Raw genomic sequence first — 24,741 nt, forward strand, 5'->3', positions numbered from 1 at the left:
ACATTTCACCCAGAATAAATTGGCAAACCCTGTTTTTCTTACATTCATAGTAGCGCTAATGGCAATGCCACTTGCCATCATGAGTACACAAAGCGTTCCCAGTCCGCTTTATTATTTTCTGCTGGTTCTGTCTCTGCTTATTGTGATTGCCTTGCGTCCGGCGCAGGATACCTTCCGGTTCAGGACGTTTTCGTGGCTTTTTGCCCTGTGTGCCGTATTTGTTGCAGCGGTTGTCATTTCTGAAATAGTCAACGGGCGTGGCGATGGAACCGGGTTTGAAAAAGCACTGCGTTTTTCCGCCGGGCTGCCTCTGCTGGTCGCGGCCTGCTGCTATGTCCCTCGTCGCTGGCTGTCCTATTCTGTATTGGGCGTTTATGCCGGCCTGATATTTGCCATTGTATTTATTGTCAATCTGTCCCTGCCTGATTTCATCCGGCCTGAAACCAGCGCCGTATACAATGCGGTGGGCTACGGCGATCTCACGATTCTGTTAAGTGTGATCACGCTGTATTCATGTAATGTCACGTTCACCCGTTTTGCCAGGACGGAAAAAATCCTCAAGATCATTCTGGGGATATTGGGTATTGTTGCCTTTGTACTTACTCAGACGCGTAGTGGCTGGGTGGCGGTGCCGTTTTTTCTGCTGTTTGGCGTCATGATTCATATGCGACAAAATAATCGCATCAAGCTGGCGGGTGTGTTTGTAATAGGGCTGGTGCTGGCTGCAGTTGTTACACTGACCGTGCCCGGTATTAAAGACCGGATGCAACTGGGCGAGAAAGAGTTCACCGAATGCATTACCACAGATAGCACCAAGCTGTCGTCGATCTGTATCCGTTTGCAGTTGTGGCGTTCAACGATCGCCATCTGGGAAGACAATCCGCTATTCGGGTCCGGCTCCAACGGCTATTTTTCCGAGTTCATGAAAACGGAAGGGGTGCAGCGTGGGCTGGTGTCCAAAGTAGTGGCCAATCAATGGGGTGAACCGCATAACGATTGGTTGCAGGCGTTAAGCAGTTACGGCCTGCTGGGCGTGCTGGGCCTGTTTTTTGTCTACTTTGCGCCGGCTGCCGTGTTCGTTAAACGCATGTTGCGCACCACCAATGAGGAATTAAGAACGTATGCCGCCATGGGGGCGGCGGTCTGTATTGGTTTTGCCTTGTTCGGACTTTCGGAGCTGATGTTTCGCGGCATACGCACCATGGGGTTCTATACGGTGATGGTGGCGGTCTCTCTCGCACTGTCTACCCGAATCAGGGGTGTTGAGCATTGAATGAGGGGCGTTCAGTTGTGTTGCTGGAAGAACATGTATTGAAAGGGCGGCAGACTGGCGCCGTGAGGTAGTGAATATTTATGGCGCCTCCGGTGTTGCGGCGTCACATTTGGCAGTACAGACAACAGTACAATAACGCAGTTGTCTGACTATGGGGAATGAAAGACATATATGGGCAAACAGGAAAAGGTAGCCATTCTGATGGCGCCGCGTCTGGGCGATTCGTTGCTCATGATGGTTATTGCCAATAATTTTCGTCATAATGGCGCTCAGGTGTCCATCTTTGGTGACTATATCTGGCAATTGCGCGATTGGTTCCCCGGTTTTGAGATTCATCGTTCATTGGCCGAGGAGCAGGCACAGGCCGCGCTCTGCGACTTTGACCGGGCCATACAAATGCACCCGGGCTGGCCGTTCGATCTGACCCGGTATCATCCGACGGTCACCATATATGATGAGCACGTGGTCGTGACCGGCAAGGGTTTTGTCAAGGCCTATCAAATGCGCGATTTTTGCCGGGACTTTTTCGGACATTCCGGAACGACGCATGCTAACGGCCTGGTTGCGCCTGACGGCATGGCGAAGCACCGCCATCCCAAACGCGTCGCGATCCATCCTACCTCGACCGGCGCCTTGCGTTGCTGGGCGCCCAGACATTTTGGCAAACTGGCGAAAGACCTGATCAAAGCGGGTTATGAACCTGCCTTTATCGTGTCGCCGGCCGAGCGCGCCGACTGGGAATGGGTGACCCGCCTGGGAGCGGAATTGCCGGATAACCCCGGGCTGAGCGGGGTCGCGAGCTACATCAGGGAGTCGGGCTGGTTTATTGGCAACGAGTCGGGTATTGGTCATCTGGCGTCGGCCACGGGTATTCCGGTGTTAACACTGACCGGCCGCATGAAGCGGACCCGGGCCTGGCGGCCGGCATGGAGCCATTCACGCATCGTTGCGCCATGGTATATTCCAGGAGGGAGGTTGCGCGACCGATACTGGCGTCGTTTGCTTACGCCACAGCACGTGTTGTGGGCTTTCGGCAAATTGCGGTCCGACACCGCAGCCTCAGGCAATCCTCATATCAACAACGATATCGACACCGACATCAACGTCGGGGAAGCGGTCTGATACAGGCTGCTGCAACAGGGAGTACACAAATGAGTCTGGCCGAGCAGTTTGCCGCCGTCAGAGAGCAGGTGCGTCTGGCATGTGAATGCGCCGGCAGGGATCCGCAGCAGGTCAGCATTTTGCCGGTCTCCAAGACCTTCGGGCACGAGGTGGTGCGCCAGGCCATGGCGCTGGGCGAACGCCGGTTCGCAGAGAACCGGGTGCAGGAAATGAAGGAAAAAGCGCTAGCATTGAACGACTCATCTATCGAATGGGTCATCATCGGCTATCTGCAGACCAACAAAGTCAAGGAAGTGGTGCGCTACGCCAGCCAGTTGCAATCGCTGGACCGGCTGGAGCTGGCGCAGGCGTTGGACAAACGATTGCTGCAGGCGGGACGTCAATTGGATGTGCTGGTGCAGGTCAAGTCCAGCAGCGAAGAAAGCAAAACCGGCATGGCGCCAGAGCAGGTGCCGTCATTTCTCAAAACCGTGCGCGACTATGACACCCTGAATGTGCAGGGTTTCATGACGGTGGCGGAAAACACCGATGATCAGGAACGCGTCCGGCGTTGTTTTGAAAGGGTGCGTCAGTTACGTGACCAGTGCCAGGATGAACTGGGCGATGCATTACCGGTATTGTCTATGGGGATGAGTGCCGATTTTGCGCTGGCGATTCAGGAAGGTTCAACTCAGTTGCGGATCGGTTCGGCACTGTTCGGTCAGCGTCCTGCTGTGCGCTGAAGTGATTGTTGCGATCCTGGAGAGAACCAACTGACGCGGTCGTCAGCTGGATTAATAACGTGACATAATAACGGGATATATGGTGGTTGCGGTGGATCGTGGTCTGCGACTCACAAGGCGCAGCTACCGGGTGATGAAGTCAGGCTACTAATATGACGTAGCAGATAAGACGTAGCAGATAAGACACTGCTGATATCACGCAGCAGATATGACGATATACATATCAGGCGCCATCAATCAGGCGCCATCAATCAGGCGCCATCAATCAGGCACCATCAATCAGGCACCATCAATCAGGCACCATCAATCAGGCACCATAGCGGCGCAGACCGTCCAGATCCAGAATGGAGACGGCGCCGTATTCTACCTTCAATAATTTTTCGTTTTCCAGTTTCTTGAGTGCCTGATTGGCTCGCTGGCGCGATACGCGTGCCAGATAGCCCATTTCTTCCTGCGTAATGGCCAGTCGCTGTTTCAGCCCCGGGTATAGCAAGGGATTGAACAATTCGGCCAGACAGCGGGCAACGCGGGCATCGGCATTAAGCAGCCGGTCATGCTCGGCACGGCCGATAAACTGCCCCACGCGCTCGTTCAGCAGATCCAGCAGATAGCGGTTAAATGGAATGCTGTTGTCCAGCAGCCATTCAAAAGTGCGGGAGGGCATTCTGGCCACATAGGAGTCGCGCAGCGCCACCACATCGTACTTGCGACATTCTTTTTTAAGGATACTGCCTTCGCCCAGCCAGCCACCTACCGGAATACCGGTAAGGGAGGCGACCTTGCCATCGGCATTGCCCACCGAAATGCGAATCAGGCCGTCCATGACGCCAATCCAGTGTTCAGCCGCTTCGCCCTTGCGTGCAATAAGTGCGCCGTTACCGTAATGGGCAACGGTGACATCCTGCAGCACGCGTCGCTGGTGCTCGGGAGCAAGCAGATTGAACCACTGCGCGGCTTCTGGGGAAAAAGAGGACATAGGACTTACCCTAGAAAATCATAGAATGTCGTGATGACGACAGTTAGCTTACAATCAAACCGTTAACTTAGCAACACATAACGTTTCCGGGGGGCTCGTCAATACGTGGTATCCGGAAGGCGACGGGCAGAACAAATAAATCAGCACCCGCAGACACAGGCAAGGAGACAACATGCCGCAAACAGTAAACAGTACGCGTACTGCCGAGCCGCAGACCTTTCCTGCTCTGTTGCAACAGCACGCGGCCATCCGTGGGAACCGGCCAGCACTCAGGGAAAAGGACCTGGGCATCTGGCAAACCTACACCTGGGCACAGGTGGCTGCGCAGGTGCAGCGTGTGGCCAATGGCTATCTGCAGTTCGGCGTACAGCCGGGAGAACATATTGCCGTTGTGGGCGAGAACCGACCTCGCCTGTATATGGCGATGATGGCGGCGCAGGCGGTGGGTGCCATTCCCGTCCCCATGTATCAGGACGCGGTTGCGCAGGAGATGGTTTACGTACTGCAGGACGCAAGCGTGCGGATTGTGGTGGCGGAAAATCAGGAGCAGGTCGACAAAATGTTCGAGGTGCGCGAGCAGGTGCCTACACTTGCGCATGTTATTTATGATGACCCGCGCGGCCTGCGCCATTACAGCGATCCGCTGCTGCTCTCCTGGGAACAGCTGCAGCAATCGGGTGACCAGTATGCAACGGGTGCGCCCAATGCCTATTTCGATGCCGTCGACCGCGTTCAGCCCGACGATACCGCCGCGATGTTCTACACATCAGGCACCACAGGCAAGCCCAAGGGAGTGGTGCTGACGCATGCTGCCCTGATCGACCGTGCGCGTGTGATCCAGAAACTGGAAAAACTGACCGACAGGGAAGAGGTGCTGGCCTATCTGCCGCCGGCCTGGATCGGCCAGAATATGTTTTCCTATACGCAATTGCTGGTGACCGGCTTTACCGTGAATCATCCTGAATCACCGGCGACCGTGGCCATTGATATGCATGACATCGGGCCGACGTATTATTTTTCGCCGCCCCGTATTCTGGAAGACTTGCTCACGCACGTGACCATTCGCATGGAAGACGCCGGCCGCTTCAAAAAATGGCTGTTTGATACCTGCATGAAGCTGGCCCACCGTGTGGGTGGTCCTATTCTGGATGGCGAGGCCGTGGGTACGCTGGATCGCATCAAATATTCGATCGGCAATATTCTGATTTACGGGCCGTTGCGCAATGCGCTTGGCATGAATCGCGTACGCGTGGCCTATACCGCCGGTGAAGCTATCGGGCCCGACTTGTTTCGCTTTTACCGCTCAATCGGCATTAATCTGAAGCAGCTTTACGGCTCAACCGAAACATCAGTGTTTGTTTGTGTGCAGAGTGACGGACAGGTTTCCGCCGACACGGTCGGGCCGCCTGTGGCCGGCGTTGAACTGCGCATTGCCGAAAGCGGCGAAGTGCAGGTGAAAAGCCCGGGCCTGTTCCGTGAATATTATCGCAACCCTGATTCCACCCGCGAATCGTTTACCGACGATGGCTGGTATCACACTGGTGATGCCGGCATCATTGATGCCCAGGGGCAGTTGCGGATTATTGATCGTGCCAAGGACGTGGGCCGCTTAAGCGATGGCCGTATGTTTGCGCCGAAATATGTAGAGAACAAACTCAAGTTCTTTCCGTTTATCAAAGAAGCCGTGGCCTTCGGCGCCAATCGTGATTTCGTCACGGCCTTTGTCAATATTGATCTGGAAGCGGTGGCCAACTGGGCCGAGCGACGTAGCCTGGCCTATGCCGGTTATACCGATCTGGCTTCGCGTCCCGAAGTGTACGCCCTGATTGCCGATTGCATCAGCAAGGTGAATGCCGATGTCGCACAGGATCCGCAGCTATCGGGTTTGCAGATTCACCGCTTTCTGATTCTGCATAAAGAGCTGGACCCCGATGACGGTGAGCTGACGCGTACCCGCAAGGTGCGTCGTGCTTTCATTGCGGAACGTTACGGCGTACTGATTGATGCATTGTTTGCGGGTAAAGCCAGCCAGTACATTGAAACCGAAGTTAAATATGAAGATGGACGTACCGGGAAAATCGCTGCCGATCTGACGATTCAGCCGGCCAGCGTTGTTCCCGATACCCTGAAAAAGGCCGCATGAGCATGAGTGACCAACGCGAAGCCAGAATCGGTGATGTGATCCTTGATATGCAGAATATTTCGCTGCGCTTTGGCGGCGTCAAGGCACTGACCGACATTTCGTTCAATGTAAAGGAACATGAAATTCGAGCGATTATCGGTCCCAATGGGGCCGGCAAAAGCTCCATGCTCAATGTGATCAACGGCGTGTATGTGCCGCAGGACGGCAGCATTGAGTTCGATGGCAGGCAGTTCGGCCGGATGACGCCGCGCCGTGCGGCAGAGATGGGCGTGGCGCGCACCTTTCAGAACCTCGCCCTGTTCAAGGGCATGAGCGTGCTGGACAACATCATGACCGGCCGCAATCTGCGCATGAAAAGCGGCTTGCTGTCGCAGGCCTTCCGCATCTTCGGTGCTGAAAAAGAGGAAATCGCCCATCGCGAATTTGTTGAAAATATTATTGATTTCCTGGAAATCCAGGCCTATCGAAAAACGCCTGTCGGACGGCTGCCTTACGGCCTGCAAAAACGCGTGGACCTGGGCCGTGCCCTGGCCATGGAGCCGCGCATGCTGTTGCTGGACGAGCCCATGGCCGGCATGAATATCGAAGAGAAGCAGGACATGAGCCGCTTTATTCTGGACGTCAATGACGAGTTCGGTACGACAATTGTGTTAATCGAACATGACATGGGCGTGGTCATGGATATATCCGACAGAGTTGTGGTGCTCGACTATGGTAAAAAAATCGGCGATGGCACGCCGGCGGAAGTGCGCTCGAACGAAGAGGTGATTCGGGCTTATTTGGGTGTGGAGCACTGATCATCATGGCTTACTTTCTTGAAACGCTTTTTGGTGGTCTGATGAGCGGCATGCTTTATGCGCTGGTCGGACTCGGTTTTGTGCTGATCTTCAAGGCGTCGGGCGTGTTCAACTTCGCCCAGGGTGCCATGGTGCTGGTGGCCGCCTTGTCCATGGCGCGCTTTTCGGTATGGATTCCGCAATGGCTGGGTTTTGAAAACCTGCTGCTGGCTAATATCCTTGCGTTTATTGTCAGTGCAGGGGTCATGGTGCTGATCGCCATGCTGGTAGAGCGCCTGGTGCTGCGTCATCTGGTGAATCAGGAAGGCACGACGCTACTGATGGCTACGCTGGGCATCAGTTATTTTCTGGATGGCCTGGGTCAGATTATTTTCGGCAGCTCGGTTTACTCCATCAATGTCGGTATGCCTAAGGATCCGGTCTTTATTCTGGACTCCCTGTTCGAAGGTGGCATTCTGATCAGTCTGGAAGACCTGACGGCGGCGGTTATTTCCGCTGTGCTGGTGGCGCTGCTGGCGTTCTTTTTTCAGTATACGTCTACCGGGCGCGCCCTGCGGGCAGTGGCAGATGATCACCAGGCTGCGCAATCTATTGGTATTCCCTTGAACCGCATCTGGGTGATTGTCTGGGTGGTGGCCGGCATTGTTGCATTGGTGGCCGGGATCATCTGGGGGTCCAAATTCGGCGTGCAATTTACGCTGTCCACTGCCGCGTTGCGCGCATTGCCGGTTGTGATATTGGGTGGCCTGACCTCGGTGCCGGGCGCCATTATCGGCGGCCTGATCATCGGCGTCGGCGAAAAACTGTCCGAAGCCTATATCGGTCCGTTCGTCGGCGGCGGGATCGAGATCTGGTTTGCCTATGTCCTGGCGCTGGTGTTCCTGTTATTCCGTCCGCAGGGTTTGTTCGGCGAAAAAATCATTGACCGCGTGTAAAAGGCAGGGGAATTCATATGTTTTATCGTGAAAACGGTCAGTTCAAAATCAGTTACCGGCAGGATCAGCAGATTTTTCCAATCAGACAGGACCGCATCTTTATCGGGCTGTTGCTGGTGATCGCGGTTGTTGTGGTGCCGCTGTTGTCCAGCAATTATTTCCTGGGCGGCATCATGATTCCGTTTTTGATCCTGGCCATGGCTGCTATCGGTCTGAATATTCTGGTGGGCTATTGCGGCCAGATCTCCATGGGCACCGGCGCCTTCATGGCGGTGGGCGCCTATGCCGCATGGAACTTCGGCGTGCGCTTTCCCGGGTTGCCATTGATTTTTCAGCTATTGCTTGGCGGTGTGTTTGCCACCCTGGTGGGCATTTTGTTCGGCATCCCCAGCCTGCGCATTCGCGGCCTGTATCTGGCGGTAGCGACACTGGCAGCGCAGTTTTTTGTTGACTGGACGTTCCTGCGCATTCCCTTCTTCACCAATAACTCATCGTCCGGCAGCGTGTCGGTGCCACGACTGGATTTTTTCGGTTTGCCTATACAAACGCCGTTGCAGAAATATTTGTTCGTTCTTGCACTTGTGATTGTGATTGCCGTGCTGGCCAAGAATCTGGTGCGTGGCGCTATTGGCCGGGAGTGGATGGCCATTCGCGATATGGACGTGGCCGCGTCTGTCATCGGCATTCGTCCCATGTATGCCAAGCTCAGCGCCTTTGCCGTCAGCTCGTTTATTGTAGGGATTGCCGGCGCCTTGTGGGGTTATATCCATCTTGGTTCCTGGGAGCCGTCTGCCTTCGATCTGAACCGCTCGTTCCAGTTGCTGTTCATGGTGATTATCGGCGGACTGGGTTCTATCGTGGGCAGTTTTTTTGGTGCGGCCTTTATCGTTCTGGTGCCCATCCTGCTGAACCGAATTCCCGAAATGCTGGGGCTGTCGCTGGGCGTGGATACGGCAGCGCATATTGAGCATATGGTCTTTGGCGCGCTGATTGTATTTTTCCTGATTGTCGAACCACATGGTCTGGCGCGTCTGTGGAGTATTGCGAAAGAAAAATTGCGGATATGGCCATTTCCGCACTAGTGGTGTTCAGTTTGCTGTGCTGGAAGTTTTCAATAAATAAAACCCATCTGGATGAAAGTCCGAGGAGAGAGACATGAAATTGCAAATGAAACAATGGATCGCCGCACTGGGTGTTGCCGGCGTACTGGGTACGTTGCCGCTACAGGTACAGGCCGCCGACGAACAATTCATCCCGCTGCTTACCTATCGCACGGGTTCGTTCGCGCCGCTGGGGATTCCCTGGGCCGATGGCAAGATTGATTACCTGAAGCTGGTCAATGAACGCGACGGCGGTATCAACGGGGTAAAAATCGCTTACGAAGAATGTGAAACCGCGTATGCGACAGACCGTGGTGTGGAGTGTTATGAACGCCTCAAAGCCGCGCATGGCGGTGCCTCGGGTTTTGATTCGCAGTCTACCGGTATCACATTTGCGGTTTCCGACAAGGCGCCGGGAGACAAAGTGTCCATTGAAACGGTGGGCTATGGCTTGTCGCAATCGGCCGATGGCTCTGTGTTTGAGTGGAATTTCCCGTTGCTGGGTACCTATTGGACGGCAGCCGACGTGATGATTCAGGACATCGCCAAAAAACTGGGGGGCGAAGACAAGCTCAAGGGTAAGAAAATCGCCCTTGTGTATCATGATTCCCCATACGGCAAGGAGCCGATCCCGTTGCTGAAGGCTCGCGCCGAAGCCAACGGCTTTGAGCTGCAGCTTTACCCGGTAACGGCGCCGGGCGTAGAGCAAAAATCCACGTGGCTGCAGATTCGCCAGAAGCGCCCCGATAATGTGTTGCTGTGGAGCGCCGGCATCATGACGCCCACCGCCATCCGTGAAGCGCAGGCTACCGGCTACGCGCGCGACAAAATCTACGCGATCTGGTGGGCCGGTTCCGAGGGTGATGTGAAGGATCTGGGGCAGGTGGCCAAGGGTTATAACGCCATCACGATTCACAATACCGGTGAAGCCAAGGGCAAGGTTTACGACGATCTGAAAACTCACGTGTTTGATAAGGGCAATGGTTCCAGCAAAAATACCCTGGGCACCATCGCTTACACGCGTGGTCTGGTCATTTCCATGCTGCAGGTGGAAGCCATCCGTACCGCTCAGGAAAAATATGGCAAAGGCCAGCATATGACATCTGAACAGGTGCGCTGGGGTTTTGAAAACCTGAACCTGACCGAAGAGCGCCTGAAGGAAATTGGCTTCGATCAGATTATCAAACCGTTCAAAACCTCTTGCGCCAACCACGTTGGTGAAGACTGGGCGCGGATCGTTCAGTGGGACGGCAGCATGTTTGTGCCCGCTTCCGATCTGTATCAGGCAGACCAGAAATATGTCGGACCGCTGGTCAAGTCTGAAGCCGAGAAATATGCACAGTCCAAGAAAGTGACGCCACGTGACTGCAGCAAGGCTTCTTCCTGAGGGATGAGGCATGTCCATCCCCGGCACGGTACGGTGCCGGGGGGTGGGCACCCCATCAGACAGCACATAGCGGGATATCAATATGCAAACCAAGCCAACAGCAGCAGACGCTGCCGTCACGCCGGACCCGGAAAGGCTCCTGCTTAACGTCAATGGTATTGAAGTAATTTATAACCACGTCATTCTGGTACTGCGCGGCGTGTCGCTGGTGGTGCCGGCTGGCAAGATTGTGGCGCTGCTTGGTGCCAATGGCGCCGGCAAAACGACGACCTTGCGTGCCGTATCGAATCTGCTCAAAAGCGAGCGCGGCGATGTCACCAAAGGGACGATTCATTACCAGGATGAACGCGTCGATAGCATGACGCCGGCTGACCTGGTTAAACGTGGTGTGATACAGGTCATGGAAGGTCGCCATTGTTTCGGTCACCTCACCATCGAAGAGAACCTGCTGACCGGCGCCTACACGCGCAAAGTGAGCAAGGGCGATATTGCGGCAGCACTGGACCGGGTTTATCAATATTTCCCCAGACTTAAACAGCGTCGCAGCAGTCAGGCCGGCTACACCTCGGGTGGGGAGCAGCAGATGGCGGCCATCGGGCGCGCACTCATGGCCGACCCTAAAATGATTCTGCTGGATGAACCCTCCATGGGACTGGCGCCACAAATCGTTGAAGAGATCTTCGAAATCGTGCGTGATCTCAATACTCGCGAGCGCGTGAGTTTTCTGCTGGCCGAACAAAACACCAACATCGCGCTGCGTTACGCAGACTATGGCTATATTCTGGAAAGCGGGCGGGTGATGATGGACGGCACGGCCCAGGAGCTGGCCAGCAACGATGATGTGAAAGAGTTTTATCTGGGCATTGAAAGCGGGGATCGCAAAAACTTTCGTGACACCAAATTTTATCGCCGCCGCAAGCGCTGGCTGGCTTAGGAGCAAACAATGACTGAGTATTTTGATGCTCTGGAAGTGCGCGATCAGGCGCAGCGCGAGGCCGATCTGTTTGCCGCATTGCCCGCTGCGCTTACTGCTGCACGCGAACGTGCGCCGGCCATTGCTTCACAGCTGCAGGACGTGCAGGTGGATCGTATCACCAGCCGTCAGGCGCTGGCCGGCATTCCGGTACTGCGTAAATCCGAGTTGCTGCAGCGCCAGCAGGCGCAGCGCAGACAGGCGATTGAACAGCGCGCTCAGGCAGGTACTGCGGCCGGCAAGGTCGTGGAACGCGTCTTCGGTGGCTTTTCAACGATTGGCTGGGGTGACGCAGCCCGCGTCTTCGCCTCGCCGGGTCCCCTTTATGAGCCCGAGAGCAAACGGGCCGACTACTGGCGTTTTGGTCGCGCGCTGTATGCGGCAGGCTTTCGCGCTAATACCCTGTTGTACAACTGCTTTTCGTACCATTTCACACCTGCCGGCTCGATGTTTGAAACGGCCGGGCTGGCCATCGGCTGCACCGTATTTCCAGGCGGGGTGGGCCAGACGGAAATGCAGGTCTCGACTATCCACGATCTGCAGCCGGAGGGCTATGCGGGTACGCCCAGCTTTCTTAAACTGATTCTGGAGAAAGCCGACGAAATGCAGATCGCATTGCCGTCCCTGAAGCGCGCCCTGTTTTCCGGGGAGGCATTTCCGCCCTCCCTGCAAAACTGGTTTGCGCAACGCGGGATCCACGGCTACCAGGCCTACGGCACAGCCGATCTGGGCCTGATCGCCTATGAGTCTGAAGCGCGAGACGGGCTGATTATTGGGGAGGATATCGTGCTGGAGATTGTGCGCCCGGGCACCAATGAGCCGGTACCCGACGGCGAAGTGGGTGAGATTGTGGTCACCACCCTGAATCCCGATTATCCGCTATTGCGCTTTGGTACCGGCGACCTGTCGGCGATTATGCCCGGACATTCTGCCTGCGGTCGTACCAACAAGCGGATTCGCGGCTGGATGGGACGTGCCGATCAGACCACCAAGGTGCGCGGCATGTTTGTGCATCCGGAACAAGTGGCCCGTATTGTTGCCCGCTTCGAGGAAGTGAACAAGGCCAGACTGGTTGTTTCCGGGGAAACCGGACGCGATGAGATGACGCTGTTTGTGGAAGTGGATGGCGCGCCCGCCGCAGGCCTGCAGGAAAAACTCGGCAATGTGGTGCGTGAGGAAACCAAGCTGCGTGCCGTGATTGTGTTTGTGGGAGTGGGTGAGCTGGCCAATGACGGCAAGGTGATTGAAGATAGCCGTTCATACGAATAAGCAGAATAAGCCACCCACCGGAACCGGCCTTAAAAGGGCGGGTTCTGCAGCGCCTGCAATAGCTTCTGTTCAAAGTCGGTCACCGGAGCACCCAGGAGCGCCTGCGCCGAAGTGGTTTTTTCCGGCAGATAGCGTACCGGACTGTGCAGTGCCGTTTCAAAACGGTTTGCCATGCTGGTGAGTTCGTCACTGTTGGCGTTAACCAGAATCACGGCATGTGACAACAATGAAAAGGCGGGAGTGCTTACGGTACTTGCCGCGGCTACGTTTGCCGCTTTGTTGCGACGCCAGTACTGAGCGGTGCCGGCGATTTTTTTACCTGCCACCGCCAGATTGAACCGCCCGTCGCAGAACGAACCCTCTACCGGCTGGTGTGTCGCTTCGATGCCGCAGGCTGCCAGCGCCCGGGCAATCAGCTCGCACAAGCCCAGATAGTGGTCTTCTACATGTTGCAGCGGATAATTGGCATGAACCGGATAGGCCAGATGTAAATTGACCACGCCGGCCGCTTGCGGCACGACGCCGCCACCCGACAGACGCACATCAACGGGCAGGCCCGTTGCGGCCAACTGTGTGCAGGCGGTTGCAAAATAACGATTACGCTGATAACTACGGGGGACGCTGATGCCGTGGCCGGCCTGATGGATGATGGCAAGGCGCTGTCCGTGCCGGTCTACTCGATCCAGCAGCCTGGTTTCGGCGTCCCGGCGGCTGATGCCAGCTGCAAAAATGGCGCTGGCCGGCAGGGTCTGAAAGGGCGTATTCATGTGGGCTGGCACTCCTGTCACAGGTGGGGCCGGATCATGCCGCCGGTAGATAAGGTCAGCCGACCGCCAGGCTCATCAGGCTTCGGCCTGTTCCTTGGCCTGTTTTTTCAGCTTGGTTTTGATGCGGCTTTGCTTTAAGGGTGACAGATATTCCACAAAGACCTTGCCCAGCAGGTGATCCAGTTCGTGCTGTACACATACGGCCAGCAGGCCTTCTGCGTCAAACTCGTAGGTTTCACCCTGTTCGTTGAGCGCGCGCACGCGAATGCTGGCTGCGCGCTCTACCTTGTCGTATACACCGGGTACAGACAGGCAGCCTTCTTCGTATACCTGTTTTTCGTCGCTTTTCCAGATAATTTCCGGATTGATAAGTGCCAGCAGGTCGTCGCCTTCTTCGGAAACATCAATCACCACCACGCGCTCATGCACGTTGACCTGGGTCGCAGCCAGACCTACGCCGGGTGCGGCGTACATGGTTTCAGCCATGTCGCGGACAAGCTGACGAATGCGGTCATCCACCTGAGCTACGGGCTTTGCGACCGTATGCAGTCGGGGATCGGGAAAGTGAAGAATAGGTAAGAGAGCCATGGCCGATATTATAATTGAAATTGCTGCTGCTTGGGGGGCATACCCCGCCGGGCGTACCTGGCGCAGCGGGTGAAATTGTATGATCAATGGCAATCCTGCGGATGCCGCAGAAAAATCATCATTGTCTTGCATCTATATTCCTATAATAGGGTGTTTTTCCTCAAAATCAAGCGGATAGATATGGCAATGTCAGATGAAGAGCGGTACGCGTGGGTTCGTCTCACGCTCGAACCCGGGATTGGCCCGGTCACTGCCCGCCATCTGCTGGTTGCCTTCGGGCTGCCGCAGGATATTTTCGGTGCCTCGGTAGCGGCGCTGATGAAGGTGGTACCCGAGAAACAGGCCTTGCAACTGGCTGCGCCGGTAGATCCTGGCATCCATACCCTGATCGAACGCACTTTCGACTGGCTCGCCCGGGAGAACCACCATATCGTGACGCTGGCCGATGACTTGTATCCTGCTCGCTTGTTGGATACGGCCGATCCGCCACCCTTGCTTTATGTAGACGGCGATCCCCAGGCGCTGTCGCGACCGGTGCTGGCCATGGTGGGCGCGCGTTCGGCTACCGCCGGCGGCACCGACAATGCCTTCGCGTTTGCACGGCATCTGGCCGATGCCGGCTGGACCATCGTGAGCGGCCTGGCGCAGGGCATAGACGCGGCCGCGCACGAGGGCGCGCTGGCCAGCGGTGCAACGCCGGCCACGATTGCCGTCATGGGCACAGGCATCAATCGCGTCTATCCTGCGGCCAATAAGGGGTTGGCCATGCGCATTCGGGAGCAGGGCGCACTGGTAAGCGAATTGCCGCTGGATACGGCAGCAGTCGTGCATCAGTTTCCCCGCCGCAATCGAATTGTCGCAGGGCTGTCGCTCGGCGTACTGGTGGTGGAAGCGGCGCAACGCAGCGGCTCGCTGATCACTGCGCGCCTGGCTGGTGAAAACGGTCGCGAGGTATTTGCCATTCCGGGTTCCATACATTCCCCGCTGTCCCGGGGGTGCCATGCGCTGATCCGGCAGGGTGCCAAATTGGTGGAAACGGCGGATGATATTCTGGAGGAGTTGGCACGCAGCGGTTCGGTGCCCGGATCGCAGGGCATCGCGAACCGCGAGTCCGGACCGGCGTCGCAGTCTGGCGCCAGACGTGCCGCAAAAAGCCGGGCACCTTTAACGTTTGAGCCGTCTCCACCGTCCGTATCGTCGGTATCGCGCTCGCCGGCGCAGTCGGGTGCCCTGTACAGCACGCCTGCCGGGGCAGAAGGGGGCGCCAATGCCGCGCAACAGGCGCTGCTGGAAAAGATGGGGTTTGATCCGGTTTCCATGGACTTGCTGCTGATCCGGCTGGATACGACGGTGGGGGCCCTGGCCGGGCTGCTGACCGAACTGGAAATGGCCGGTAAAATCGTCCGCCTGCCCGATGGACGCTATCTGCAACGGGTGAATCACTTACAATAATGACGCAGCAAAATCGATGACGCCAGGGGTGCCCCAGGGGCATTTTCCCGGTATTGCAGGATCGGTATTGTCGCCGTTGTCGCTTTCGCAGCACATGGGAGTGCAGGAAGTGGCGCGACGGTCCGGTTCATTCATATCCAAGCCCAACAGGAGCACTTAATGAGCACCAAGTTCAACGTTCTGATCATCATCGGCAGTCTTCGTGAAAAATCCTATAATGCCGCGATCGCCCGGCAACTGGCTGACCTGGCGCCGGATAATCTGGAACTGGTTTACGCTCCTTCCATTGGCACGCTGCCTCACTATAATCAGGACGTAGAGAATGCCGGCTTTCCCAAAGAAGTGCAGGCATTTGCAGATGCCATTCGTGCCGCCGACGGCTTGATTTTTGTGACACCGGAATATAACTATTCGGTACCCGGTGTGCTCAAGAACGCGATTGACTGGGTCTCACGCCTGCGTCCTATGCCGTTTGACAACAAGGTCGGTTCGATCATATCGGCGTCGGGTGGCGCAATTGGCGGGGCAAGAATGCAGCACCATCTGCGTCAGGTCATGGTTGCGATGAATGTTCATCTGGTCAATCGCCCTGAAATCATGGTTGGTACTGTACAAAACAAGGCAGACGGCGACGGCGGCAAGCTTACCGATGAAACCACGCTCACGTTCATTGGCAATCATTTGAAGGAACTGGCTCGCGTACTTGAGCTGCACCACCAGAAACAGCAGGCCTGATCGGAGATCGTTATGGCAATTGCGGAACGCGTAAAAGTGGTTGAAGTGGGCCCGCGCGACGGCCTGCAGAACGAAAAACAATTTGTTCCGACCGAAGTAAAAATCGAGCTGATCAATCGTCTGTCGGCTGCCGGCTTTCAGAATGTGGAGGCAGCCTCGTTCGTGTCACCCAAGTGGGTGCCGCAAATGGCCGATGGCGCCGACGTTATGGCTGCCATTGAGCGTCGGCCGGGTACTATTTATTCTGTACTGACACCGAATCTGAAAGGGTTCGAAGGGGCACTCGCCGCTGGTGCTGATGAAGTGGTGATCTTTGGCGCAGCCAGTGAGGCCTTTTCGCAGCGTAATATCAACTGCTCCATTGCCGAGTCCATTGAACGCTTCGCGCCGGTGGCGCAGGCTGCCAAGGACGCTGGCCTGCGCCTGCGGGCGAGTATCAGTTGTTCACTGGGATGTCCCTACGAGGGCGAGATCGCGCCCGCTGCGGTGGCCGATGTGGTCAAGCGCATGCTGGCGCTGGGTTGTCATGAAATTGATATTGCCGACACCATAGGCGTAGGCACCCCGCGCAAGGTGACGGCCGTCATGAACGCCGTGTCGGCCGTGGCCGATCCTGCCATGCTGTCTGCCCATTTTCATGACACCTATGGCATGGCGCTGGCCAATATTCTGGCGGCGCTTGAAGCCGGCATTGCCATTGTGCACTCCTCGGCAGCAGGCCTGGGCGGCTGTCCCTATGCCAAAGGCGCTACCGGTAATGTTGCCACCGAAGACGTGCTGTATATGCTGCACGGCATGGATATCGACACCGGCATCGACCTGGATCAGGTGATCAGCACCGGGCAGTGGATTTCCGATTACCTGCAGCGGGCTAATGCCAGTCGTGCCGGCAAGGCCATTATCACCAAGCGGCAGGCGGCGTAAGCGTACTTATGGTTATCAATTTCCTGCCGCTGTCCGAGTCTGAACGGGAACAATTGCTCGCTTCAATCGGACCTCTGCCCATTCGCGGGCAGGCATGGCCTGCCTGGGTAAAAACGGCAGCATGGGTGATTCTGGCGGTCATTGTCTTGCAGTCGCTGGTCGCTTTCAACAAGGCCGGGGTGGAGGCGCTGTTTTCCACAACAGGCCTGATTCTGCTGGTGGTGTTCCTGGCGCTGGCCGTTACCACGCGCTATATGCAGACTTCGGTCACGACCATTGATGCGCAGGGCCTGCGCCAAAGCTGGCTGACGCGCCGTGAAGTGGCCTGGCAGGATGTGACCTTCGCCAAGTTTGTGCCCATGCTCGCCTCCAAGCGGCTGGTGGTTTTCACAAAAAAAGGCAAACCCGTGGTATTCCAGGGCGGTACGCAGGAACTGCAGGTGGCGTTCGCAAAAATATCACTGGCGTTTAAGAATCGCAAAATTTGAGTTGAAACGTGACGGGTATCAACCATCCGTTTGAATCAGGCGAAGCATGATACGCATAGACGAAAGTGGGTTCCCTGCCAGATGAGGCACGGAACCCTTATTTTTTATGAAATTAGCTTGTGCTCAAGCGAGTGAGGGCCACATCCTGTTCTTTGAGCCATGCATCGTGGAGCCATTTTTCGGTTTTACGTTTGCCGGGGAAGGTCACCCAGATGATATCGCGTTCAAAAGCCAGAGGCTTTTCGTCACCCCCTACAATGACCCAGAACCATCGGCCATCAGCCCAAATTTCGTGCCTTGACCTTCATGCCGGTCAGCGTGACGGTTTCGATATGACCGTTGCGGGTGATTTGTATCGGTTCATCGTGCGGTTCGATCCAGCTGATTTCCATGCGTGGGAGCAGATCGGGGGCTGCTTCCTGCAGGAACGCGCGGGCAATCTGCTCGGTCCGTGATCGATCTGGCAACGGCAGGCCGACCAGATCCAGTGACATGTTTGCAAATCCTTTGAGCCTACCGTTTGCTGCGATCACCGTGCTGAAGTGTTCGCCCCCAAGTCCGGCATTGCGTTCATCGATGCGTTCATAACGGACAAGTTCAGCAGGTTCTCCGTCAATGGTTACGCTCAGGCGGGAAGTCTCCTTATGGGTTTGTGGAATCCATTGAGAAAGGGATGGTGCAATGGTGTTGGCGGTCATGGACGTTGACTCCTTCAGTTGATTTTGTGCGAGCACTGTAGAGGGTGCGGTCGCATAAACGGTGATTGCGGACAAAAGGGTGATATGACGAAGCGCATTCATGAGTAGTCTCCAGGGGTTGCGAGTGAGCTCCGAGAGTTAGACGACAGGCGCTTGCCAGTCGTCTCCATACTTGATCATTTCGGTTATTCGTTAGCTTATGCGGTCCGGGTACTGCGACCTGTTATTGCATAGAGTGCTGCTGCGCCAAGCAGAATCGCCAGTAACAGGAATGCCTGCCCGGTAGGCCAATGCGCAGTTTGTTGTGCCAGCCACGGACCCAGGCTGGCGCCCACAAAGAGCACGAAGGTATAGAACGCGACCGCTAGTCCACGCATTGGTGCTTCGGCTACGCTGGCTACGCGTGCAATCAGCCCTGGCACGCTGATGCCAATGCCAGCGACGAAGATCACACTGGATGCCAGCAGCCCATACAGGTGACCGTCTCCCGCCCAGGAGGATAGCGCGAGCCCGCTGGTTGCGACCAACAAACCGGTATTGACAATTCTTTCGGCTCCCCAGCGCGGCATGACTGAGGCAACGGCAAGTGGAGTGAGAAAAGCGGGTAGCGCCAACTCACGTGCGACCAGTGGCGTAATGCCATGTGCCTGCAACGCCCGTCCTACATGGGTGTCGATTCCGATATAGAAAGCGACAAAGCACATCAGGAGCAATAGCGCAGGGCCGTAGACGCGGCGCAATGGTGAACTGACGAGGAGTTTGCCTATTGGTTGGTAAAGCGTACGTAAGGAGCCTTGTGGCGTATGCGTGGGATCGGCTGGAGTGGTCCACAGTCTCCATGCGGTTATAGCGAAAACGGCCGCGAGTGGCAGCAAGGCCGAGCCAAGTCCCCAAGGGCTAGCAACTGCAGCGCCATAAATCTGCCCAAGCAAACCGGCAGATAAAAATGCGGTGCTCAGCCAGGCGACACTCCACACTCGTTGTTTTGGGGTTCCACGTTCGGCCAGATAAGCAATGACGACAGGGGGAAACGTTGCTGCCGCCAACCCCTGTGCAGCTCGGCCCGCAAGAAGGAATGGTACTGTCTGTACGGTCGATAGCCATGCTGTGATCAAGGTCAGTGCAGCCAGCCCGCACATCATCACAACGCGCCGTCCCAGACGATCTGAAAGCGGTCCGAAAATCAGAAAGCCTGCAGCGTAAGCGAAGCCGAACGCGCTGATCACGCCCGCTGATGCTGCAGTGCTCATGTGATGAGTTTGCGCCAATTGAGGCAGGATTGGTAAGGGAAGATAGAGCAGTGAGACAACTGCCAATGCACAAAGTACGAGCAGAATTCGCAAAGAAAACGATGGCAAATACATGGATGACATTTAATATCTCCAAATAAACAGCTAGCTACATAATTCCGTAAAAAAAACAGCTGGCTACATAATTTAAAAAAATCAGTCCATTTCTTCAGACCTGACAAGCACTCCCGTTTGGTTGAGCTTGAGCATGAGTTGATTGAGCATACGGCGTTCGTCTGCATTGAAATGTCCCATGAGTCTGGCCACCCAGGCGTAGTGGCTGGGCAGTGCCTTACTAAGCATATCGTCACCGGCCTTTGTCAACCGGACCAAACGGGCGCGCGCATCAACCGGATCGACGTCGCGGCTGCACAGATCTGCACCCACCATGCGGTCAATGATGCGCGTCATGGTTTGTGAGGTGACAGAGACGCCTTCGGCCAATACGCCCACGCTCAGTCCGTCGGGATTGCGTTTGAGCAGGAGAAGGACAAAGAATTGAGTTTGCGAGAGCCCGCAGGCATGTGCAAGGTTTGCCTCAAAAGCAGAGAGCATTTCCTGCGTTGCAGAAGCCCAGATTAGCCATGTTTGAAGGCCCTGTACGTCGGTATTACCATAAATGGCGCCGAAACGTTCAAGGGTGTCATAGCTGGGCAGGTCTTTGAGTTCAAACATGTGGTGAGAGGCTCCTTTTGAATAAAAGTGTAGCTAGCTACATATTTATTGTCAAGCACCAGCATGGTCCGGTGGCTAACGCTGATTGGTGTGTTCTGTCGACTCCATCTTGTCCGTCACCGGATCAAAATGCGTTGTCACCTGCAAAATATCGTCGATTTGCATAATGCGCGCGCAGGCGCGTTCGGAGATGTCATGCGCGGCCAGAATGGTCATGTCAGCGGGAAACTCCAGATGCACTTCTACCAGAATCATGTCGCCGCTCTTGCGAGTTTTCAGGTCATGAAACCCCGGCAGGTTCGGTGTGTCGTGTAAAGCCTGGCGAATCTGCTGTTCGATGTCTTCGTCAACGGCATGATCGGCCAGATCATTGAGCGCCTGCAGTGAAAACTTGCCGCCCATGCGGACAATCATCGCGCCAACCAGCAGTGCGGCCAGCGGGTCGGCCATGGGGAAACCGGCAATGTTGGCCAGAATACCGATGCCGACAACCAGAGATGAAGCCGCATCAGAACGTGCATGCCAGGCATTGGCCACCAGCAGGGCCGAACGTACGCGCAGCGCTGCGCGCAACATATAGCGAAACAGCCCTTCCTTGGCGATGAGTACGCAGATGGCGACAAACAGGGCGCTCAGATGCACAGTGGGGATGGAGGAGGGGGCGGCAATGCGCTGCCCGGCGCTCCACATCATCGCCAGTCCCACTGCGAGCATGATGAGACCGATGGCCAGTGAGGCAATGTTCTCAAAGCGGCGATGGCCGAAGGGGTGGCCTGCGTCAGCCGCCCTGGCGGCGTGGCGATTGGCGAACAGCACCACAAAATCCGACAGAATGTCGGACAGCGAATGAATGGCATCGGCAATCAGGGCCTGAGAGTGGGCGAACACACCGACAATGATCTGGAATATGACAAGAATGATATTGACGACAACACTGGTCCAGGTGCTGCGTCGGGCTACCCGCGAGCGTTCGCTTTCTGCGACAGGCTCTGATGCCTGGTAGGAGGCAAGCCGGCGCGCAGGTACCGCAGAATGATCATGTTGATGAGCCATGTCGTTGGAGGCTGATAATAAATGCGTCTTTAAGGTATCCTACTCAATTGTTCACTACTTTCCAAGTATCACGATTATGCTGAATGTTGTTTTTGCGGGAACCCCTGAATTTGCGCGTCAGGCACTGGCAGCCATTCTGCAGGCGGGGTTTTCGGTTCCACTGGTCATGACCCAGCCCGATCGTCCTGCAGGACGGGGCATGAAGCTGACGCCCAGCCCGGTCAAGCAACACGCGCTTGAGCACAATATTCCCGTGATCCAGCCCATCAGTCTGCGCCTGGATGGCAAATACCCCGAAGAAGCGGCCACCGCCCGCGAGACCTTGCTGGCGTTAAAGCCTGATGTGATGGTGGTCGCCGCCTACGGCCTGATCCTGCCGCAGTGGGTACTGGATCTGCCACGCTATGGCTGCCTGAATATTCACGCCAGCCTGTTGCCTCGCTGGCGTGGTGCGGCGCCCATTCAGCGGGCGATTGAAGCGGGCGACAGCCAGACCGGTATTGCGATCATGCAGATGGATATCGGGCTGGATACCGGCAATGTCATCGCCAGTGACACCCTGCCCATCGTGACGCAGAATGCCGCGCAACTGCACGACGAACTGGCCGCGATGGGCGCGCAGCAAATCGTTGCGGTTCTGCAGACACTGGATAAGGACGGCGTGCTGCATTCCAATCCGCAACCCGAGGCCGGTGTGACCTATGCCGCCAAGCTGGACAAGCGCGAAGCGGCTCTGGATTTATCCGAAGACGCCGTTACGCTGGCGCGCCGTGTTCGTGCATTCAATCCCGCGCCGGGAGCGAGTGTGATGTTGCCGGGACTGGATAGTCCGGTCAAGGTCTGGGATGCCTGTGCGCTTGAGAATGGTGTTGCGGGGGCGGGCGCTGCGGCTGCGCCGGGCCAGGTGCTGGCGGTAACGCCCGAGGGCATTGATATGGCGACCGGCAATGGCACGTTGCGGCTATTGCAATTGCAGAAAGCGGGTGGCAAGCGTCAGCCCGTTGCCGTGTTTGTGACGGGCTGGAAGCCGCCGCAGGAGTGATGTCACTGCGTTGCCGGTGGGGCGTCTGCCGGCGCTGCGCGCGCCTGGAATCGGCGTCTTGGCGAGTCGCTTCGTTAGGGCCTGCACAGCAGTCCTGCAGGGCGTTGTGATACGCCCGTCAGGCGGGCAGCAACTGGGCCAGAATATCATCAGGCGTACCAAACAGATACTGCGGTTCTTTGGCGGCCAGTACGTCGGGGTGGTTGTAGCCCCAGGATACGCTGGCGGCATCGCAGCCTGATTCGCGGGCGGCATCAATATCGCGGATCTCATCGCCGATCAGCAAACAGGTGTCCGGGGTACAGCCGGTCTGGCGATAAAGGGTCTTGAGCCTGGAGGCCTTGCCAAACAGATCGCTGCCGCAACGATACTGGTCGATGTATTCGGCTGCGCAGCCCAGCGTGCGGCGTACGTTGATTTCACTGTTCGAGCTTAACACGGCGATCTGGTAGCCAGCCTGTTTGAGCGCCGCGAGAGTCTGCTCTATTCCTGCGAACAGGTGCACATCGGGCGATGCCTCCTGCATGCGCTGGCGAAACTCCATCAGTATGGCCGGCGCTTTCCAGAAGGGAATATCCAGGGTGCTCAGGATCTGGCGTACATCACGATGGCGCAACTGATCTTTCTCGTCTTGGGCCGGATTACGGAATCCATATTTTTGCGCCACGCTGGCCAGCACCGTATCAAACCACGGCAGGGTGTCGGCCAGCGTGCCATCAAAGTCAAAGGCCAGCAATTGATAAGGCAGGGACTTCATCGGTGAATCACAATCATGATAGCGGTTTGTGATCGGCCCACAAATCGTATTCGTTGCTGTCGGTCACGGTACAGCGCACAATCTGGCCTGGCTTGAGTTTTTCGGTACTGCTGATGAACACGCAGCCGTCAATTTCGGGGGCATCGGCATGCGAGCGGCCAACGGCATCGCCATCCTCATCGATTTCATCGACCAGAACGTCGATATCGCGTCCGACCTTGAGCGCCAGCCTTGCGGTGGAGATGGCCTGCTGGTGAGCCATAAAGCGCTCCCAGCGATCCTGTTTAACATCGTCCGGTACATGGTCTCCCAGGGCGTTAGCAGGTGCGCCCTCTACCGGCGAATACTGGAAACAGCCTACGCGATCCAGCTGTGCCTCGGTCATCCAGTTCAGCAGATACTGGAAGTCTTCCTCGGTTTCTCCGGGGAAACCGACAATGAAGGTAGAACGGATGGTCAGGTCGGGACAGGTTTCGCGCCACTGGTGAATACGCGCCAGTGTGCGGTCTTCGAAGGCAGGGCGCTTCATTGCCTTCAGGACCCTGGGGCTGGCATGCTGAAACGGGATGTCCAGGTATGGCAGAATTTTGCCTTCAGCCATCAGCGGGATCACTTCATCCACGCTGGGGTACGGATAAACATAATGCAGACGCACCCAGATACCCAGCTCGGACAGAGCCTGGCACAGTTCGGTCATGCGTGTGCGCACGGGGCGTCCGTTCCAGAAGCCGCTGCGATATTTGATGTCTACGCCATAGGCGCTGGTATCCTGAGAAATGACCAGCAATTCCTTCACGCCTGCATTGGCCAGGCGTTGCGCCTCTTGCAATACATCGCCCACCGGACGGCTGACCAGATCGCCGCGCATGGACGGGATAATACAGAAGCTGCAGCGATGATTACAGCCTTCGGAAATTTTCAGATAAGCGTAATGTCTTGGTGTGAGCTTGATGCCCTGCGGCGGCACCAGGTCTACGTAAGGATCATGTTCGCGCAAGGGCGGGGCGACGCCATGGACGGCGCGGACCACTTCTTCATATTGCTGGGGGCCGGTGACGGACAGCACACTGGGGTGTACCTGGCGAATGACCTGTTCCTCTACGCCCATACAGCCGGTCACGATCACCTTGCCGTTGGCGGAAATGGCCTCGCCGATGGCATCCAGTGATTCGGCCTTGGCACTGTCGATGAAGCCACAGGTGTTGACCACTACCACGTCGGCGCCTTCATAGGAGGGAGAAATATCATAACCTTCAGTGCGCAACTGGGTCAGGATGCGTTCAGAGTCAACGAGTGCCTTCGGGCAGCCCAGACTGACAAAGCCAACGCGGGGAGCGGACATAAAAAACCTTTAAGAGATAGAGAATAAATACGAAACAATGGGAAGCAACGCGCTCAACCGGGGTATGGGCAGTAAAATAATGCCATTCGCCCTGAGCACAACAGCAAGGCGCACAGGCGCTGCCGGTTTTTCCTGCTCCCGTTCTTATACGTACTGCTGTACATACTGCCTTAAATACAGGTTAAGTACAGTTAAAAGTAAAGATGGGGTAGCAGGGCCGCAGTCATGCGCAGT

Annotated in this window: 25 protein-coding genes; 15 read left to right on the plus strand and 10 right to left on the minus strand. The window is 56.4% G+C overall.

The genetic code is table 11. From position 1 onward, the window contains the following. The first annotated feature begins 58 nt into the window (after positions 1-58). The 3 genes from MIM_RS03620 to MIM_RS03630 all read left to right on the plus strand — a co-directional run bounded on the left by MIM_RS03620 (position 59) and on the right by MIM_RS03630 (position 3,117). Complete coding sequence (locus MIM_RS03620; RefSeq protein ID WP_158318689.1) at positions 59-1,273, plus strand: O-antigen ligase family protein; 1,215 nt, start codon at positions 59-61, stop codon at positions 1,271-1,273. 171 nt (positions 1,274-1,444) lie between these two features. Next, positions 1,445-2,395 (plus strand): glycosyltransferase family 9 protein, encoded by a 951-nt coding sequence (locus MIM_RS03625; protein WP_025371404.1) that lies wholly within the window; start codon positions 1,445-1,447, stop codon positions 2,393-2,395. Between the two features lie 29 nt (positions 2,396-2,424). After that, positions 2,425-3,117 carry a YggS family pyridoxal phosphate-dependent enzyme gene (locus tag MIM_RS03630; RefSeq protein ID WP_025371405.1) on the plus strand — a complete coding sequence of 231 codons (693 nt, stop codon included), beginning with the start codon at positions 2,425-2,427 and terminating at the stop codon, positions 3,115-3,117. A gap of 307 nt (positions 3,118-3,424) precedes the next feature. On the opposite strand, the gene MIM_RS03635 is transcribed toward MIM_RS03630, so the two are convergent. Beyond that, positions 3,425-4,093, minus strand: coding sequence for a Crp/Fnr family transcriptional regulator (locus MIM_RS03635; RefSeq protein WP_025371406.1), 669 nt, complete (start codon positions 4,091-4,093; stop codon positions 3,425-3,427). 172 nt (positions 4,094-4,265) lie between these two features. Between MIM_RS03635 and MIM_RS03640 the strand changes: the two genes are divergently transcribed. The 7 genes from MIM_RS03640 to MIM_RS03670 all read left to right on the plus strand — a co-directional run bounded on the left by MIM_RS03640 (position 4,266) and on the right by MIM_RS03670 (position 12,697). Further along, positions 4,266-6,236 (plus strand): AMP-dependent synthetase/ligase, encoded by a 1,971-nt coding sequence (locus MIM_RS03640; RefSeq protein WP_025371407.1) that lies wholly within the window; start codon positions 4,266-4,268, stop codon positions 6,234-6,236. Between the two features lie 2 nt (positions 6,237-6,238). Next, positions 6,239-7,033: an ABC transporter ATP-binding protein gene (locus MIM_RS03645; protein ID WP_144084582.1), complete on the plus strand. Its 795-nt coding sequence runs from the start codon at positions 6,239-6,241 to the stop codon at positions 7,031-7,033. A gap of 5 nt (positions 7,034-7,038) precedes the next feature. Beyond that, positions 7,039-7,968, plus strand: a complete 930-nt coding sequence (locus MIM_RS03650; RefSeq protein WP_025371409.1) for a branched-chain amino acid ABC transporter permease — start codon at positions 7,039-7,041, stop codon at positions 7,966-7,968. A gap of 17 nt (positions 7,969-7,985) precedes the next feature. Then, entirely contained in the window at positions 7,986-9,050 is a 1,065-nt protein-coding gene (locus MIM_RS03655) for a branched-chain amino acid ABC transporter permease (RefSeq protein WP_025371410.1), read from the plus strand. Positions 9,051-9,123: 73 nt separating this feature from the next. After that, a complete protein-coding gene (locus MIM_RS03660; RefSeq protein WP_025371411.1) occupies positions 9,124-10,455 on the plus strand; it encodes an ABC transporter substrate-binding protein in 1,332 nt (443 codons plus the stop codon). 82 nt (positions 10,456-10,537) lie between these two features. Beyond that, positions 10,538-11,389: an ABC transporter ATP-binding protein gene (locus tag MIM_RS03665; RefSeq protein WP_025371412.1), complete on the plus strand. Its 852-nt coding sequence runs from the start codon at positions 10,538-10,540 to the stop codon at positions 11,387-11,389. A 9-nt stretch (positions 11,390-11,398) separates the two neighbouring features. Then, complete coding sequence (locus MIM_RS03670) at positions 11,399-12,697, plus strand: phenylacetate--CoA ligase family protein (protein WP_025371413.1); 1,299 nt, start codon at positions 11,399-11,401, stop codon at positions 12,695-12,697. 29 nt (positions 12,698-12,726) lie between these two features. Here MIM_RS03670 and MIM_RS03675 read toward each other — a convergent pair whose 3' ends face one another. Both MIM_RS03675 and def read right to left on the minus strand, forming a co-directional pair. Next, positions 12,727-13,464 (minus strand): lipoate--protein ligase family protein, encoded by a 738-nt coding sequence (locus tag MIM_RS03675; protein WP_025371414.1) that lies wholly within the window; start codon positions 13,462-13,464, stop codon positions 12,727-12,729. Between the two features lie 75 nt (positions 13,465-13,539). Next, a complete protein-coding gene (def, locus tag MIM_RS03680; protein ID WP_025371415.1) occupies positions 13,540-14,052 on the minus strand; it encodes a peptide deformylase in 513 nt (170 codons plus the stop codon). A 174-nt stretch (positions 14,053-14,226) separates the two neighbouring features. Here def and dprA point away from each other — a divergent pair, with 174 nt between their 5' ends. Then, positions 14,227-15,504 carry a DNA-processing protein DprA gene (gene dprA / locus MIM_RS03685; protein WP_025371416.1) on the plus strand — a complete coding sequence of 426 codons (1,278 nt, stop codon included), beginning with the start codon at positions 14,227-14,229 and terminating at the stop codon, positions 15,502-15,504. On the opposite strand, the gene MIM_RS23105 is transcribed toward dprA, so the two are convergent. Next, positions 15,496-15,639: a hypothetical protein gene (locus tag MIM_RS23105; protein WP_158318690.1), complete on the minus strand. Its 144-nt coding sequence runs from the start codon at positions 15,637-15,639 to the stop codon at positions 15,496-15,498. The two genes, dprA and MIM_RS23105, sit on opposite strands and share 9 nt — an antisense overlap. Before the next feature lie 24 nt (positions 15,640-15,663). Here MIM_RS23105 and MIM_RS03690 point away from each other — a divergent pair, with 24 nt between their 5' ends. From MIM_RS03690 to MIM_RS03700, 3 genes are read left to right on the plus strand one after another with little or no spacing between them, the layout of a single operon-like run. After that, positions 15,664-16,239 carry an NADPH-dependent FMN reductase gene (locus MIM_RS03690; RefSeq protein ID WP_025371417.1) on the plus strand — a complete coding sequence of 192 codons (576 nt, stop codon included), beginning with the start codon at positions 15,664-15,666 and terminating at the stop codon, positions 16,237-16,239. Positions 16,240-16,251: 12 nt separating this feature from the next. Then, on the plus strand, positions 16,252-17,163 hold the full coding sequence (locus MIM_RS03695) for a hydroxymethylglutaryl-CoA lyase (protein ID WP_025371418.1): 912 nt from the start codon (positions 16,252-16,254) through the stop codon (positions 17,161-17,163). Positions 17,164-17,171: 8 nt separating this feature from the next. Then, positions 17,172-17,651, plus strand: a complete 480-nt coding sequence (locus MIM_RS03700; RefSeq protein WP_025371419.1) for a membrane protein — start codon at positions 17,172-17,174, stop codon at positions 17,649-17,651. Positions 17,652-17,929: 278 nt separating this feature from the next. On the opposite strand, the gene MIM_RS23385 is transcribed toward MIM_RS03700, so the two are convergent. The 4 genes from MIM_RS23385 to MIM_RS03720 all read right to left on the minus strand — a co-directional run bounded on the left by MIM_RS23385 (position 17,930) and on the right by MIM_RS03720 (position 21,366). Further along, the gene (locus tag MIM_RS23385; protein ID WP_222836914.1) at positions 17,930-18,451 is read right to left on the minus strand and encodes a hypothetical protein; all 522 of its coding nucleotides are present in this window, start codon (positions 18,449-18,451) and stop codon (positions 17,930-17,932) included. A gap of 95 nt (positions 18,452-18,546) precedes the next feature. Then, the gene (locus MIM_RS03710; protein WP_025371420.1) at positions 18,547-19,722 is read right to left on the minus strand and encodes an MFS transporter; all 1,176 of its coding nucleotides are present in this window, start codon (positions 19,720-19,722) and stop codon (positions 18,547-18,549) included. A 72-nt stretch (positions 19,723-19,794) separates the two neighbouring features. Beyond that, on the minus strand, positions 19,795-20,313 hold the full coding sequence (locus MIM_RS03715; protein ID WP_025371421.1) for a MarR family winged helix-turn-helix transcriptional regulator: 519 nt from the start codon (positions 20,311-20,313) through the stop codon (positions 19,795-19,797). A gap of 75 nt (positions 20,314-20,388) precedes the next feature. Continuing rightward, positions 20,389-21,366, minus strand: coding sequence for a cation diffusion facilitator family transporter (locus tag MIM_RS03720; protein ID WP_025371422.1), 978 nt, complete (start codon positions 21,364-21,366; stop codon positions 20,389-20,391). 79 nt (positions 21,367-21,445) lie between these two features. Here MIM_RS03720 and fmt point away from each other — a divergent pair, with 79 nt between their 5' ends. Continuing rightward, positions 21,446-22,408 (plus strand): methionyl-tRNA formyltransferase, encoded by a 963-nt coding sequence (fmt, locus tag MIM_RS03725; RefSeq protein WP_025371423.1) that lies wholly within the window; start codon positions 21,446-21,448, stop codon positions 22,406-22,408. Positions 22,409-22,526: 118 nt separating this feature from the next. Here the strand turns inward: fmt and MIM_RS03730 are convergent, their stop codons facing one another. Then, positions 22,527-23,156, minus strand: a complete 630-nt coding sequence (locus MIM_RS03730) for an HAD-IA family hydrolase (RefSeq protein ID WP_025371424.1) — start codon at positions 23,154-23,156, stop codon at positions 22,527-22,529. A gap of 22 nt (positions 23,157-23,178) precedes the next feature. Next, complete coding sequence (gene rimO, locus MIM_RS03735; RefSeq protein ID WP_025371425.1) at positions 23,179-24,507, minus strand: 30S ribosomal protein S12 methylthiotransferase RimO; 1,329 nt, start codon at positions 24,505-24,507, stop codon at positions 23,179-23,181. Positions 24,508-24,741 lie beyond the last annotated feature (234 nt).

It is taken from the genome of Advenella mimigardefordensis DPN7 (genome assembly GCF_000521505.1).
Lineage (GTDB): Bacteria > Pseudomonadota > Gammaproteobacteria > Burkholderiales > Burkholderiaceae_B > Advenella > Advenella mimigardefordensis.

What these genes read in the sequence shown, in the direction of transcription:
- MIM_RS03620 (WP_158318689.1), top strand. Translation starts at nt 59, where the DNA reads ATGGCAATGCCACTTGCCATCATGAGTACACAAAGCGTTCCCAGTCCG.
- MIM_RS03625 (WP_025371404.1), top strand. Translation starts at nt 1,445, where the DNA reads ATGGGCAAACAGGAAAAGGTAGCCATTCTGATGGCGCCGCGTCTGGGC.
- MIM_RS03630 (WP_025371405.1), top strand. Translation starts at nt 2,425, where the DNA reads ATGAGTCTGGCCGAGCAGTTTGCCGCCGTCAGAGAGCAGGTGCGTCTG.
- MIM_RS03635 (WP_025371406.1), bottom strand. Translation starts at nt 4,093, where the DNA reads ATGTCCTCTTTTTCCCCAGAAGCCGCGCAGTGGTTCAATCTGCTTGCT.
- MIM_RS03640 (WP_025371407.1), top strand. Translation starts at nt 4,266, where the DNA reads ATGCCGCAAACAGTAAACAGTACGCGTACTGCCGAGCCGCAGACCTTT.
- MIM_RS03645 (WP_144084582.1), top strand. Translation starts at nt 6,239, where the DNA reads ATGAGTGACCAACGCGAAGCCAGAATCGGTGATGTGATCCTTGATATG.
- MIM_RS03650 (WP_025371409.1), top strand. Translation starts at nt 7,039, where the DNA reads ATGGCTTACTTTCTTGAAACGCTTTTTGGTGGTCTGATGAGCGGCATG.
- MIM_RS03655 (WP_025371410.1), top strand. Translation starts at nt 7,986, where the DNA reads ATGTTTTATCGTGAAAACGGTCAGTTCAAAATCAGTTACCGGCAGGAT.
- MIM_RS03660 (WP_025371411.1), top strand. Translation starts at nt 9,124, where the DNA reads ATGAAATTGCAAATGAAACAATGGATCGCCGCACTGGGTGTTGCCGGC.
- MIM_RS03665 (WP_025371412.1), top strand. Translation starts at nt 10,538, where the DNA reads ATGCAAACCAAGCCAACAGCAGCAGACGCTGCCGTCACGCCGGACCCG.
- MIM_RS03670 (WP_025371413.1), top strand. Translation starts at nt 11,399, where the DNA reads ATGACTGAGTATTTTGATGCTCTGGAAGTGCGCGATCAGGCGCAGCGC.
- MIM_RS03675 (WP_025371414.1), bottom strand. Translation starts at nt 13,464, where the DNA reads ATGAATACGCCCTTTCAGACCCTGCCGGCCAGCGCCATTTTTGCAGCT.
- def (WP_025371415.1), bottom strand. Translation starts at nt 14,052, where the DNA reads ATGGCTCTCTTACCTATTCTTCACTTTCCCGATCCCCGACTGCATACG.
- MIM_RS23105 (WP_158318690.1), bottom strand. Translation starts at nt 15,639, where the DNA reads ATGAATGAACCGGACCGTCGCGCCACTTCCTGCACTCCCATGTGCTGC.
- MIM_RS03690 (WP_025371417.1), top strand. Translation starts at nt 15,664, where the DNA reads ATGAGCACCAAGTTCAACGTTCTGATCATCATCGGCAGTCTTCGTGAA.
- MIM_RS03695 (WP_025371418.1), top strand. Translation starts at nt 16,252, where the DNA reads ATGGCAATTGCGGAACGCGTAAAAGTGGTTGAAGTGGGCCCGCGCGAC.
- MIM_RS03700 (WP_025371419.1), top strand. Translation starts at nt 17,172, where the DNA reads ATGGTTATCAATTTCCTGCCGCTGTCCGAGTCTGAACGGGAACAATTG.
- MIM_RS23385 (WP_222836914.1), bottom strand. Translation starts at nt 18,451, where the DNA reads ATGAATGCGCTTCGTCATATCACCCTTTTGTCCGCAATCACCGTTTAT.
- MIM_RS03710 (WP_025371420.1), bottom strand. Translation starts at nt 19,722, where the DNA reads ATGTCATCCATGTATTTGCCATCGTTTTCTTTGCGAATTCTGCTCGTA.
- MIM_RS03715 (WP_025371421.1), bottom strand. Translation starts at nt 20,313, where the DNA reads ATGTTTGAACTCAAAGACCTGCCCAGCTATGACACCCTTGAACGTTTC.
- MIM_RS03720 (WP_025371422.1), bottom strand. Translation starts at nt 21,366, where the DNA reads ATGGCTCATCAACATGATCATTCTGCGGTACCTGCGCGCCGGCTTGCC.
- rimO (WP_025371425.1), bottom strand. Translation starts at nt 24,507, where the DNA reads ATGTCCGCTCCCCGCGTTGGCTTTGTCAGTCTGGGCTGCCCGAAGGCA.